The organism is Mesorhizobium sp. M3A.F.Ca.ET.080.04.2.1 (assembly GCF_003952525.1).
Lineage (GTDB): Bacteria > Pseudomonadota > Alphaproteobacteria > Rhizobiales > Rhizobiaceae > Mesorhizobium.
Genome location: NZ_CP034451.1, coordinates 2,171,327 through 2,184,128 on the forward strand (window position 1 = coordinate 2,171,327; position 12,802 = coordinate 2,184,128).

General features: G+C 61.2%; 8 protein-coding genes and 6 pseudogenes. 11 read left to right on the forward strand and 3 right to left on the reverse strand.

The annotated features are described in order from the left end of the window. Positions 1 to 251: 251 nt before the first annotated feature. The gene (locus EJ074_RS10525; RefSeq protein WP_348627003.1) at positions 252 to 1,067 is read right to left on the reverse strand and encodes a hypothetical protein; all 816 of its coding nucleotides are present in this window, start codon (positions 1,065 to 1,067) and stop codon (positions 252 to 254) included. A gap of 54 nt (positions 1,068 to 1,121) precedes the next feature. Between EJ074_RS10525 and EJ074_RS30180 the strand changes: the two are divergent. Together EJ074_RS30180 and EJ074_RS30185 are read left to right on the forward strand one after the other, a co-directional pair. Beyond that, positions 1,122 to 1,418 (forward strand): annotated as a pseudogene (locus tag EJ074_RS30180) (tyrosine-type recombinase/integrase); the annotation flags it as partial. 97 nt (positions 1,419 to 1,515) lie between these two features. Continuing rightward, a pseudogene (locus EJ074_RS30185) lies at positions 1,516 to 1,701 on the forward strand (transposase); the annotation flags it as partial. Between the two features lie 673 nt (positions 1,702 to 2,374). Here the strand turns inward: EJ074_RS30185 and EJ074_RS10540 are convergent. Further along, complete coding sequence (locus tag EJ074_RS10540) at positions 2,375 to 3,088, reverse strand: DJ-1/PfpI family protein (RefSeq protein ID WP_129553290.1); 714 nt, start codon at positions 3,086 to 3,088, stop codon at positions 2,375 to 2,377. Positions 3,089 to 3,231: 143 nt separating this feature from the next. Here EJ074_RS10540 and EJ074_RS10545 point away from each other — a divergent pair, with 143 nt between their 5' ends. The 7 genes and pseudogenes from EJ074_RS10545 (at position 3,232) to EJ074_RS10575 (ending at position 10,589) form a co-directional block, all read left to right on the forward strand. Further along, on the forward strand, positions 3,232 to 4,998 hold the full coding sequence (locus EJ074_RS10545) for an adenylate/guanylate cyclase domain-containing protein (RefSeq protein WP_165349906.1): 1,767 nt from the start codon (positions 3,232 to 3,234) through the stop codon (positions 4,996 to 4,998). A gap of 352 nt (positions 4,999 to 5,350) precedes the next feature. Next, positions 5,351 to 6,139: pseudogene (locus EJ074_RS10550) on the forward strand (mechanosensitive ion channel family protein); the annotation flags it as partial. 178 nt (positions 6,140 to 6,317) lie between these two features. Then, positions 6,318 to 6,968 carry a helix-turn-helix domain-containing protein gene (locus EJ074_RS10555; protein ID WP_129553292.1) on the forward strand — a complete coding sequence of 217 codons (651 nt, stop codon included), beginning with the start codon at positions 6,318 to 6,320 and terminating at the stop codon, positions 6,966 to 6,968. Positions 6,969 to 7,254: 286 nt separating this feature from the next. After that, a pseudogene (locus EJ074_RS10560) lies at positions 7,255 to 8,199 on the forward strand (GAF domain-containing protein). Between the two features lie 151 nt (positions 8,200 to 8,350). Beyond that, positions 8,351 to 9,869: pseudogene (gene adh, locus EJ074_RS10565) on the forward strand (aldehyde dehydrogenase). Positions 9,870 to 9,938: 69 nt separating this feature from the next. Further along, positions 9,939 to 10,277: pseudogene (locus EJ074_RS10570) on the forward strand (DUF779 domain-containing protein). Positions 10,278 to 10,373: 96 nt separating this feature from the next. Continuing rightward, positions 10,374 to 10,589 (forward strand): DUF1858 domain-containing protein, encoded by a 216-nt coding sequence (locus EJ074_RS10575; RefSeq protein ID WP_129553293.1) that lies wholly within the window; start codon positions 10,374 to 10,376, stop codon positions 10,587 to 10,589. On the opposite strand, the gene EJ074_RS10580 is transcribed toward EJ074_RS10575, so the two are convergent. After that, positions 10,586 to 11,290: a Crp/Fnr family transcriptional regulator gene (locus tag EJ074_RS10580; protein WP_129553294.1), complete on the reverse strand. Its 705-nt coding sequence runs from the start codon at positions 11,288 to 11,290 to the stop codon at positions 10,586 to 10,588. The genes EJ074_RS10575 and EJ074_RS10580 overlap by 4 nt on opposite strands. A gap of 199 nt (positions 11,291 to 11,489) precedes the next feature. Here EJ074_RS10580 and EJ074_RS30725 point away from each other — a divergent pair, with 199 nt between their 5' ends. Further along, positions 11,490 to 11,834, forward strand: coding sequence for an NnrS family protein (locus EJ074_RS30725; RefSeq protein ID WP_348627004.1), 345 nt, complete (start codon positions 11,490 to 11,492; stop codon positions 11,832 to 11,834). 38 nt (positions 11,835 to 11,872) lie between these two features. Beyond that, complete coding sequence (locus tag EJ074_RS10585) at positions 11,873 to 12,691, forward strand: NnrS family protein (protein ID WP_348627025.1); 819 nt, start codon at positions 11,873 to 11,875, stop codon at positions 12,689 to 12,691. The last annotated feature ends 111 nt before the right edge of the window (positions 12,692 to 12,802 follow it).

The window sequence follows — 12,802 nt, forward strand, 5'->3', positions numbered from 1 at the left end:
AATGCGTGGTCTCCTGCAAGACGTATGCCAGCACAGTGAGTCCCGAAATGAAACAATGAGCCGAGCGGCCAGTCGCGGCTGACTGCAGGACGACTACGGAGCCGGATTGAAACGGCTCGCGCGAAGCGACTACGGCAACCAGGGTCCTAAACCATTCGCACCTACAATAGTGCGGTTGAGCTTTCCGCGCCGCCGTATGCCATCTCCTGATGAGAACTTCGGGCTGAGTGTCGCAGACCCTACGCTCAGTCTTATTCAACGAGTCGAATGGAGGTAGTCGCCGGAATGTCTTTCATTCCCAGACTCGAACAGTCCTGGTTGATGTTGGAATTGCCGGACCACTGGATGGTGTCGGCTACCACCTGCGTGCAGCCGTTCTGACCGGAGAAATTGCCTAGATAGTTGACCTGCTGCTTGGGAAAATAAATCGCTCCCGTCAGCGAGGAAGTGGCGGTGCCGTTGAAGGTACTCTGCGCAGTGGTGCCGGTCCTGTCGCCGTAAAACAGTACCCCGGAATACGTGCCGGAGGTCGGCGCGCTCATCGTCACGGTGGCGTTGCCGTTCATACTCACCGTGTTGCTGCCCGACATATAGATGGTGACGCCACTGCCCGAGATCACTGCACCCGCGTTGATCTTCATATTGCCTTGAAGGACATAGACGCCCGGCGCGAACATGACGTTGCCGCCGAGGTTCATACCACTGCAGTAAGTCCCTGGCTGGAGTGTTTGCGTCGTTTTGGTGCCGTTAACGTTCTTGCAACCGCCGCTGGCTGTCGGCGCCGGCAGGGAGGAGAAGGGATCGGACGCCGGCAGCGCCTGGGTGATTTTCGATGTGCATTGCGTGGTCACTGGGTTGTTCAGCACCATACCGCCGACCGTGATTAGGCAGTCAGCCTGCAGACCGGACGCCCCTTGCACCTTAATGGCATCCGAGGCTGTTGAGTTGGACATGACCGAGCAGCCGTTCAGCTTGACGCTGGTGCTACCGGAGAACAGCGCCGCCTGCGAGGCTGACTGACTGAGCGCCAGCACGCAGGCGTTGGAGGCATCGGTGACCAGCGCCACCGCCCTCGCCTGCTCGGGCACCTTGCTCGATGAAATGCTATCGACAGCACACGCATGCTGATCCGCGTCGAGCAGGGCAAGGGACGCAGGGATCGCAACGCCATGCTCTCGCCGCAACTCTTGGAACTGCTGCGGCTGTGGTGGCGCGAAGGCAGGCGTCGCGGGGTGATGCTTCCGCATGGCTGGCTCTTCCCGGGGCGCAGTTGCACCGATCCGATCTCGTCGCGGCAACTCCATCGCGCGGTTCAGGAAGCCGCCGAAGTCGCCGGCATCCGCAAGCGCGTCAGCCCGCATACGCTGCGGCACAGCTTCGCCACCCACCTGCTCGAGCAGGATGTCGACATCCGCGTCATTCAGGTGCTGCTCGGGCACAGCAAGCTCGAAACGACAGCGCTCTACACCAAGGTCTCGACCCGGACGATCCACGCGGTGGCAGGGCCGCTCGACCATCTCGAACCGCCGCCTCATCCGTTTCGACGAGGACGGCGTCACCTTCGGCTACAAGGACTATCGCCGCGACGGCGCCGACCGACAGCATGTCATGACGCTCGCCACCGACGAGTTCATCCGCCGCTTCCTGCTCCATGTCCTGCCGCGTGGGTTCCACCGAATCCGTCACTATGGGCTGCTCGCCGGCTCCGCCCGTGAGGCCAGCCTCGCGCTCGCGCGCGAACTGCTGAACGTTGCTCCGCCGCCTGAAGACGACATTCCGGAAGAACCGGCTGACGTCCGCCCGCCTTGCTCTTGCTGCGGCGGACGCATGGTGGTCATCGAGAGGTTCGAACGGTGGTGCCAGCCTCGTGCAACCGCCTGCCTCAAGAGCGCCAAACCGGGAGAACGCCCCATGACCCGGCATGGCCAAGTTGATCGTACGGCCGCGCCGCGCCGGCGCCGGTCAACGGGATGCCATGTGCGCTTCGCTGTGGCGCCGGTCTCCCGGTACCCGAACCCGACCGTCGTCATCGCGACAGTCTCTCCGACCTGGCCGGAAGCTACTTCTTCGACGCCCTGATAGCACCGCACGCGGACGTTCGCGACAGCCGCTGGAAAACCTCGAAACACAAATCCCCATAGCTCACCGCCCGCTGCTCGCGGGTTCCTGCATGAGAGACTTTCGTACGCCTGACGGCACCCGAAACCCTTCAGCTTGTCGGTCGTTCCGCCGGCCCCTTCCATCATCTGGGAGCAGACATGGCCGGCTTGGCGGCACTTACAGAGGGCAATTCGACAGGCGAAAGTGTGAGGTCGTACCCCCCGGCAGCTACCTCCCGTGAGGCGCGGCACACTCCCGAAGAGGTGGCTACATCTTAGTTGTACGAAAACTTCTCGAGCCCCCGCTTGATGCCCGCATGGGCCTCCTCGTTGCGGTGAACCATCAGAGTCGTGGCCGCTTCGGACGCCTTATCGGGATGGCCGGCATCGAAAGGGGGCGATGGGTCGTATTCAATCCCAAGTTGGATGGCTTGCGCGACCTCCGGCCCCGCAAGTTCGGCAATGATGCTCAATGCGAAGTCGATTCCTGCAGAGACGCCACCCGACGTGAAGACGTTGCCGTCTCGCACGACACGCGCCTTTTCGTGACGCGCGCCGACCAGAGGCAATAGGTCGACATAGGCCCAATGCGTCGATGCCCGCCGCCCCTTCAGCAGTCCGGCTGCCCCAAGAAGAAACGCACCCATGCATACCGATGTCACGAATTGTGCGTGCGCGCCCTGCCGGCGAATGAAGTCGATCGTCACTGCATCGGCGAGCGCTTCCACAACGCCCGAGCCGCCTGGCACGCAAAGGAGGTCGAGTGCGGGACAAGTTTCGAAAGTGCAGGTGGGTATGATGCCAAGGCCGCGGTCACTCACGACGGGCAACATTGTCTTCGCGACGACGTGGGTGCTCGACTGCGGGAACTTGCTGCGAGCCGAGATCGACGGCGGCGTTGCAAGCCGGCTCAGGACCTCAAACGGGCCTGTGAAGTCGAGTTGAGTGATGTTGGGGAAAATCACGAAGCCGACGTTAAAATCAGCCATGCAAGTTCTCCCCTAATTCGTGAAGCCGACTTGGCACGATTGAGAACATGGCGCCTAGTGACGATGCTCGCAATGGGGTCAAAGTCGAACGGAGCAGCCACGCCCATGAGTCTGTGCTATGTCGGATAGGGAAGGAGGGGCAAATGAGCGAGACCCGCAAGCTTGCGGCGATCCTGGCCGCCGATGTCGTCGGATACAGCCGACTGGCTGGCGTGGACGAAGATCGGACTCTCGCGCGCCTGCGGGCGCTCCGCAGCGATCTGGTTGATCCTACCATCGCGGTACACATCGGACGCGTGGTGAAACGCACCGGTGACGGAGCCCTTGTCGAGTTCCGTAGCGTGGTCGATGCCGTCCGATGCGCTATCGAAGTGCAGAACGCCATGCTCGAACGCAACGCCGGGGTGCCGCCTGATCGACGTATCGAGTTTCGCATAGGAATCCATGTTGGCGATGTAGTCGAGGAGGGCGATGGCGACCTGATGGGCGACGGTGTCAACATTGCTGCCCGTCTGCAAGGGATCGGCGAACCTAACGGTATTTGCCTGTCGGGTGCGGCATATGAACAAGTGCGCGACAAGCTCAAGGTTGATTTCGAGGATATCGGCGACAAAGAACTCAAAAACATTGCACGGCCGGTGCGAGTCTATCGCGTGGCCTTAGACCGTCACATCGCAAGCGTGTCGACAGTGCCCGACCCTTCCGGCGGAAAACTGGCCCTGCCCGACAAGCCGTCGATTGCTGTCCTCCCGTTCCAGAATATGAGCGGCGACCCCGAACAGGAATACTTCGGCGACGGGATCGCGGAGGACATCATCACCGCCTTATCCAAGCTGCGGGGCTTCTTCGTTATCGCGCGCAATTCATCCTTCGCGTACAAAGGCAAGGCGCCAGATATCCGTCAGGTCGCGCGCGAGCTGAATGTTCGCTATGTACTGGAAGGCAGCGTCCGCAAGGCGGGTGAGCGATTGCGGGTAACTGGCCAGCTTATCGATGCGGCCAGCGGCAATCACATCTGGGCAGAGCGCTACGACCGCCCCGCCTCTGATATTTTCGCCGTGCAGGACGAGATCACTCATAGCGTTGTCGCCGCGATAGAGCCGCAGATTTACGCAGCCGAACGCCTTCGCCTTCAAAGTAAGGCGCCGGAGAGTCTCGACGCCTGGGGCTGCGTTGTCCGAGCAATGCCTTATATCTGGACATGGGTTATCCAAGACGAGGACACTGGCATCAGCCTCTTGAAGCGAGCGATTGAGCTCGATCCCCACTATGCACGCGCTCGCAGCCTACTCGCGTGGGCCTTCGCCACCCGTGTAATTTCCGGCAATTTGGAGTTTGAACCAGGCATATCAAGTGCCCTCGCGCTTGCCCAGGGTGCGATAGACCTCGATCCCGACGACCCATGGGCCCATTTCGCGGCAGGGTACATATCAGCGTTTTCGAGACGATTTGGGCCGGCGGTGGAGGAACTGAACGAGGCACTGCAGCGCAACCCGAACTTTGCATTCGTCCACATAATCTTGGGGGTAGCGTACGGCTATGCCGGGCTTGCAGAAGATGGTCTCCGCCAGCTCGAAATCGCACGACGACTGAGCCCCCTTGACCAAACCCAAGCAGCGAATCTTTCGGTCGAAGGTCTTTGCCATCTAGTCGCCGGCCGTTACGCCGAAGCGGTAAGAGCTGAACGTCGGGCCGTGCTGATGAGACCAAACTTTGGAACCGCTTGGCGCACACTCACAGCAGCCGCAGGACTGGCCGGTGATCTGGAAATCGCACGTCAAGGACTCGTCGAATGCAAACGTCTACAGCCGAATCTCAGCATCGACTGGGTCGAAAAATACCACCCACTGATACGGTCGGAGGACCGTGCCAGATATATCGAAGGCCTACGACGTGCAGGCCTTGAATAGTCCATTCTGGACGGTACCAGCCGACAACTCCGCCGGAGGTCGACGAGGTGATGTGGGGTGGCGATGTCGAACCTACCCGCCTCATGTCGGTCATTGAAATCATCCCCACCCCCAAGGTGGAGTAGGCCCGTGTTATGATTCCGATAAGCGGAGCGGGCCGCCTATGTTTCGGCAAAGGCGAACTGTTCGACAGACGATCCCTGTCACGGAACAATCCTCTGGCCGCCCGGTCCGGTCTGCGGTGCGGCCCTGACCGAGGGTACTGCGTCGTTGGGTGCAAAACCCCCGGAGCCCGTTCGATTCCCTCGAGACGCCGCACGCGGTGATCGGCGACGAGGAGATGCCGATTGTCGATCCGCAGCAGGCGCGTCTGCACACGCTCTTGCCGATCATCCAAAACATTCTGCTCGCATTGATCGTCGTGATGGCGGTGCTGATGATGCTCGCCTCAATGGGTATCCAGATCGGCCCGCTGATCGCCGGCGCCGGCGTCGTTGGCGTCGCTGTGGGATTTGGGGCGCAAACCATAGTCAAGGACGTCATCTCGGGCATATTTTTTCTGCTCGATGATGCGTTTCGTGTTGGCGAATACATCTCGTCGGGCCGTTATGTGGGCACCGTGGAGAGCTTTTCGCTGCGCTCCGTGAAGCTGCGGCACCATCGTGGCTCGCTGTTCACCATCCCTTTCGGTGAACTCGGGGCAGTCCAGAACCAGAGCCGTGACTGGGTTACCGACAAATTCAACATCACCGTCGGCTATGACACCGATATCGACTTCGCTCGCAGGCTGATCAAGCGAATTGGCCTCGAACTGGCGGAAGATCCCGAGTTCAAACACTGGGTGCTCGAACCGATCAAGATGCAGGGCGTGCAGGAGTTCGGTGAGTACGGCATCGTATTGCGGGTCAAGGTCAAAACCATACCGGGAGGCGCCTTCGGTATGAAACGCAAATTCTATGTACGCCTCCGCCAGGTCTTCAAGGAGCAGGGCATCGAACTCCCATTCCCAACCGTCCAGATCCAGGGGCCGCTGAACCCGGCCGGGGCAGAGACTGCGTCCCCGGCGATCACGCCCGAATTGGTCGCCGTCGCGCAGTCGCACACCAATCGGCGCAGAAGAAAGCCAGCACGACCGGAGTAGGAAAACCGTGACGGTTGCCGGTCACAACGCCCCGCGCATCGCTGTGGGATGTATGAGCAAGACATTCGACCAACGCGCCAGAGCGAAGCTAAGTATTTTCCCGTAGGGACCAAACCGAATTTCGGCATGGGAGGATTTGCGCGATTGCTGTTGTCACGGATCAACCAGGATCACGCTCATGCACGCTCAAGCTTCCGCCAAGATTGAATTGCCGTCCTCCTATCTGCCGCAGCAGGATCCCTCGCCAGTCTTCGAAGGAGCGACGGTGCAGCCGGTCAGCTTCTTCCCTGCAGGCAGCGAGATTTACGCTCAAGGCGAAAAGGCGGGCGCTCTCTACCAGGTCGAATTCGGCGCGGTCCGCGTTTACCGCCTGCTCGCCGACGGCCGTAGACAGATCAGCGCATTCCATCTGGCGGGAGAGACTTTCGGCTTCGAAGCCGATGCCACGCACCATTTCTTCGCCGAAGCGATCAACTCAACCGGCGTGCGGGTCTTTCGCGCCTCCGCGGGAACGGACATGTCCCGCCAGCTCCTGCCCCTGGCTCTCAAGAGCCTTACCCGTGCGCAAGAGCATCTTCTCGTGCTTGGCCGTCAGAACGCCATCGAGCGCGTTGCTGCATTCCTGGTCGAGATTTCGGAGCGCCAGGGCGAGCTCAGGCAGGTGGAATTGCCGATGTCGCGGATCGATATTGGCGACTATCTCGGCCTCACGATCGAAACCGTCTCGCGCGTCTTCACCCGCCTGAAGGAGAAAGGCGTGATCCGGCTGCTCAGCCTGCGCAGCGTCGAAATCCTCAAGTGGGATACGCTGCTTGCGATGGGAGAATGATGTCATGCGGCCAGTCGCCCGCGCGCATTACTCTGGACGACAATGAAAGCGAGTTGCGAATTCTGGGTGTCGACCAGTTCCCGGCTGGTCCGTTAAACCGTCTCGATAACGTCCGGCCATGCAGCGGCCTCGTAGACCAAAAAACACCCATCTCGCATTTTGCCTGGTCCTTCTGTCGAATTGACGGGCGCGCTGATTGCATCAGAAACTGCATCCGGACGGCGCCGCTCTCAGTCGGACCGGTTGAGAAATCGGGAGCCGTGGCAAACTCTGGGAGGACGAGGATTTGGCCGATCATCATGCCGACAAGATTCAGGCCGCTATCGCTTCGAACGCGGCCGCGACGTCCGCGCTGGTCGCCTCCTGGCGGCGGTCTTCCAATTTGCATCGGCTCGATCCGGCCGACCGCGGCCCGGCTCGTTACCTGACGGAGCTGGAACTGGGGCGCGGTCGAACCGCTCATCCGGGCTGCCCAACCCAGTCTCGACCGGCTCTATCTTGCTGTGGGTGGCGTAGGATGCTGCGTCCTTCTGGCTGACCGCGAGGGCGTGCCGGTCGAACGGCGCGGCGCGCCAGCGGATGACAAGACCTTTCATTCCTGGGGGTTGTGGGCCGGTTCCGTCTGGAATGAAGAAAGCCAGGGTACCAACGGCATCGGCACTTGTCTGGTTGAGCAGCGCGCGCTGACGATCCATCGCGATCAGCATTTTCATACTCGCAACACGGGGCTGAGTTGCACCACCGCTCCGATCTACGATCACCAGGGCGATCTTGTCGCCGCGCTCGACGTGTCTTCCTGCCGGGCCGATCTAACTGAGGCTTTCGTCAACATAATCTCGGTGGCGGTGGTCGACGCAGCGCGCCGGATCGAAGCGGAGAATTTCAAGCTTGCGTTCCCCAAGGCGCGGATACTGCTGGCGCCAGTCGCCGACAAGGGTTCCGGCGCACTGATCGCCGTCGATGGTGACGACCTCGTGGTAGGGGCCACCCGGTCGGCGCGCCTTGCACTTGGAATCACCCAAAAGTGTTTCGACAAGCCCATGCTCGCGGCCGACCTGCTCGGCTGGGCGGAGAAAGGCGCTGAAGTCCTCGCGCAGGCGGAGCGCGGTGTCCTGCAGCGCGCGCTGGCGCGGGCGGATGGAACGTCTCGGCTGCGGCCCAGGCGCTTGGTATAAGCCGAGCGACGCTTCACCGGAAGCTCAATCGCCTGGACGTCCCCCGATCTCACTGAGCACTACGAGAATCCTCGCAGGATGTGTCGCAATCTTGCGACACATCCTGGCCGGGCACCGCGTTCGACGCGGTGACAACAGCGGCGAAACCCGCAAGTCTTTCTCCTCGAAGCGTCGCATTCCGCGGCGCCAGCTTTGGGAGGAAGACGCATGAACAAGGTTGAATTCTCACGCTCGGTTAAGGTTCCCTTCGACAAGCGTTACGGAAATTTCATCGGCGGCAAATGGACCGAGCCGCGCTCCGGTCGTTACTTTGAGAACCACTCGCCGGTGAACGGTCAGCTGTTGTGCGAGGTAGCGCGTTCGGATGCCCAGGACATCGAAGCAGCCTTGGACGCCGCGCACGCGGCAAAGGATGCCTGGGGGCGCACCAGCGTAGCCGAGCGTTCGCTTATCCTCAACCGCATCGCCGAGCGCATGGAGGAAAATCTCGATCTGCTCGCATGCGCCGAAACCTGGGACAACGGCAAGCCGATCCGCGAAACGACTGCGGCTGACCTGCCCTTGGCCATTGATCATTTCCGCTATTTCGCCGGCGCTGTACGCAGTCAGGAAGGCAGCCTTTCCCAGATCGACGATGACACCGTGGCCTATCATTTCCATGAGCCGCTTGGTGTGGTCGGCCAAATCATACCGTGGAATTTCCCGCTGCTGATGGCATGCTGGAAGCTTGCTCCAGCGTTGGCGGCCGGAAATTGCGTGGTGCTGAAGCCTGCCGAGCAGACGCCCGCCGCCATCATGCTGTGGGCAGGCCTTATCGCCGATCTGTTGCCACCGGGGGTGCTCAACATCGTCAATGGCTTCGGCCTCGAGGCCGGCAAACCGCTGGCCTCCTCGCCGCGCATCGCCAAGATCGCCTTCACTGGCGAAACCACGACGGGCCGGCTGATCATGCAATATGCCAGCCAGAATTTGATCCCGGTCACGCTGGAACTTGGCGGTAAGTCGCCGAACATCTTCTTCAAGGACGTTGTCGCCGAGGACGACGACTTCTTCGACAAGGCAATCGAAGGTTTCGTCATGTTCGCGCTGAACCAGGGGGAGGTCTGCACTTGCCCCAGCCGCGCGCTGATCCATGAAGGGATCTACGACAGGTTCATGGAGCGTGCGCTCAAGCGTGTCGAGGCGATCGTGCAAGGCGATCCGCTCGATCCGGCAACGATGATCGGGGCGCAGGCCTCGTCGGAGCAGCTGGAAAAGATCCTATCCTATATCGATATTGGCCGACAGGAAGGAGCGGAGGTGCTAACCGGCGGAGCCCGCAATCTTCTGCCCGGCGATCTGGCGGGCGGCTACTACGTCAAGCCCACCGTGTTCAAGGGGCACAACAAGATGCGCATCTTCCAGGAGGAGATCTTCGGGCCGGTGGTTTCGGTGACGACCTTCAAGGACGATGATGAAGCGCTTGGGATCGCCAACGATACGCTTTACGGCCTTGGCGCGGGTATTTGGACGCGTGACGGAAACCGCGCATACCGGTTCGGTCGCGCTATCCAGGCCGGACGCGTCTGGACGAACTGCTATCATGCCTATCCCGCGCATGCGGCGTTCGGCGGCTACAAGCAGTCCGGGATCGGCCGTGAGACACACAAAAATGATGCTCGATCACTACCAGCAGACCAAGAACATGCTGGTGAGCTACAGCCCGAAGAAGCTCGGCTTCTTCTGATCGCCTCTCTGGCTCGTAGGGGCGGCATCGAAAGGAAGCCGCGCCTAGAGTGAAGGCTGGGGAAAGCCCATGCAAGCGAAGGTCACTGCAACGCCGGCTGCCCTCGAGCTTGTCGCCGAAATCGTTGCCGAGCATGGTCCGGTGCTGTTCCATCAATCCGGCGGCTGCTGCGACGGCTCGTCGCCCATGTGCTACCCGCGCGACGGGTTCATTGTCAGCGAGTAGGATGTGCTGCTCGGTTATATCGCCGAGATGCCGTTCTATATCGGGGCACCGCAATTCGAGGCCTGGAAGCATACCGATCTCATTATCGACGTGGTGCCAGGGCGTGGTGGTATGTTCTCGCTCGACAATGGGCGGGAGAAGCGGTTCCTGACGCGATCGACGATCTGCACTGTTCGAATGTGAACGGGGACGACAGCGAACTGCGCGCTCTTTGTCTTAGCGCAACGAGCATCCCGGGAATAGGATGCAACATGCCCGCCTCCGCAGTGGAGAAGCGCCATGAAACGCAAACTCGACGACGATGCGACAATGGACGGGATCATGCGCGACAGGCCGGCGGCGATCCGTGTCGTCCTGCAGCACCGCATGCTCTGCGTCGGTTGCCCGATCGCTTCCTTTCACACCATTTCGGATGCGGCACGCGAGCACGATCTGGACGAGGACCGGCTCCGTCGCGATCTGGAGGCAGCCATGGACCGGGATAGCCCGGACTAGCCTTTCGGCGTGCGACATTCGGCGACGACAAGCAGTTTGTGGGGTTCGACCACGACCACCCTCTGGCGCCCACTCTTGACCAGGCCCTGGTCTTCCCAGGCCGAAAGCAGCCGGCTCACGGTGTGAAGGGTAGTGCCTGTCATTTCCGCAATATCCTGACGGGAAAGCGGAAAATCGATCATGAGCCCTTCGTCGGTCTTCCTTCCCGATTGCTTGATGAGCTTGAGCAGCGCGTGGGCGACGCGCTGCTCCACCTGCTCGGTGGCCATTTCGATGACGCGCGTATGGGCGTCCTGCAGCCTGCTGCCCACGGTTTTGTAGGTGTTGGCGCTGAAATTCGGAAAACTGGTCGCGAATGTGGGCCAGAGCTGGCTCGGCCAGGCGAGCACCACGCAGTCAACGGCGGCGATGGCGTTTGCCGGGTAGGTGGTCCGGCCCAGCGCGCTGGCGATCCCCATCAACTCGCCCGGGCTAATGTACCGCACGGTGACTTCATGCCCATCCGGGGTGGATTTCACGACTCGCACATGGCCATCGAGCAGCAGGAAGAAGGAATGCGCATCCTGCTCCTGCTCGAAAACCGGCTGGTCCCGGGCGATTCGCATGGACCTCGCCTGCCCGACTATCCGGTCGAGATCCGCGGCAGTCATGCTCTCGAAGACATCCAGCCCGGCAATCAGCGATCGGTCGAGATTTGCCAACTGCCCGTCCTCCCCGGCTTCGACACTACGAGGCGCGCGCGCACCTTGCCAGACTGTGTCACGGCCGACCGCCTATCGACAAGGTGACACCTCCTGTCCAACGTCGTCCGCGGGCCTTGTTTGCGCTGGGGCAAACTTCATCCGTCGCACACCGGATAGAAGAGCAAGATGGGCATCCTGCCCGCTTCCAGAGAGGCATATGATGGCAATTCCGCGGACACAGCCAAGCGCTTATCCTGCAATTCTCTCCTACGGCTTCCGGCCCTTCTTTCTGCTCGGCTCGCTGCAAGCCGGCGTCGCCATGCTTTTGTGGTTGCCTCTCTACTACGGCAAGCTCGCGACGCTCAGCCTGTTGGTGCCTGTGGATTGGCACATTCACGAACTGCTGTTTGGCTATCTGACAGCTGTCGTTACGGGATTCCTGCTCACCGCGATTCCGAACTGGACCGGACGATTGCCCGTCCAGGACTTTCGTTTGCTGGTGCTGGTATCGCTCTGGATCATGGGCCGGATTGCCGTGTTCTTTTCGCAGGAGACCGGCTGACTCCTGGCCGCAGTCATGGACTGCTCTCTTCTCTTGCCGTGGTCGTTGCAGCCGCCACGGAAATCATCGCCGGTCGAAACTGGCGGAACCTCAAGGTGCTGCTGCCGGTTGCGACCCTTCTGGCGGCAAATGCCATGTTTCATGTCGAAGCTCACTACGACGGGGTTTCAGACGCGAGCCGCCGTCTCGGTCTGGGCGCAGTGGTCATCCTCGTCATGATCATTGGCGGCCGTATCATTCCGAGCTTCACCCGCAATTGGCTGGTTCGCGAGAAGCCGGGCCGGCTGCCAGCATCGTTCGGCAGATTCGATATCGCAACCATCGCCCTTTCTGCGGTCGGGCTTGCGGCATGGACCATTTTTCCCGACGCCACAGGAACTGGCGCTCTGCTGATCACCGGTGCGGTCTTCAATGCGGCCCGGCTCGCCCGCTGGGCGGGCGCCCGGACACTGCCCGATCCCTTGGTTTTGATCCTGCACATCGCGTTCGCCTTTGTGCCCGTTGGGCTTCTGCTTGCCGGGCTGTCTGCCTTCGCCCCCGAAACCATTCCCATGGCGGCAGGGATCCACGCATTGGCGGTGGGGGCGATCGCCTGCATGACGCTTGCCGTCATGACCCGCGCCACCTTCGGCCACACCGGTCGTGAATTGAAAGCAAGCGGCGGAACATGCGCGGTTTTCGTTGCAATCGTCGTCGCTGCAATCCTGCGCGTGGCCGCCGGCTTGGCGCCCTCCTTCGCAATCCTCCTGCACATCTCGGCAGCGCTGTGGGTGGCCGCCTTCACCGGCTATGCGATCCTGTTTGGCGGCATGCTCATGCGGCCGCGTGTTGGCGGGCGCCGTGAGAATTCGAGATAGGCGGGCAAGGCCCCGCTGCTCAATTTCCACCCCGGATCTGCACCGATCATTTCGTCTAGCAATTTGCGCCAGCGCAAATCGCCAAGTCGTCTCATGAACTACAAAGGCGCC

Bases quoted from the DNA above. Each gene is read 5' to 3' on its own strand.
- EJ074_RS10575 (WP_129553293.1), top strand. From the start codon at position 10,374: ATGAAACGCAAACTCGACGACGATGCGACAATGGACGGGATCATGCGC.
- EJ074_RS10540 (WP_129553290.1), bottom strand. From the start codon at position 3,088: ATGGCTGATTTTAACGTCGGCTTCGTGATTTTCCCCAACATCACTCAA.
- EJ074_RS30725 (WP_348627004.1), top strand. From the start codon at position 11,490: ATGATGGCAATTCCGCGGACACAGCCAAGCGCTTATCCTGCAATTCTC.
- EJ074_RS10555 (WP_129553292.1), top strand. From the start codon at position 6,318: ATGCACGCTCAAGCTTCCGCCAAGATTGAATTGCCGTCCTCCTATCTG.
- EJ074_RS10545 (WP_165349906.1), top strand. From the start codon at position 3,232: ATGAGCGAGACCCGCAAGCTTGCGGCGATCCTGGCCGCCGATGTCGTC.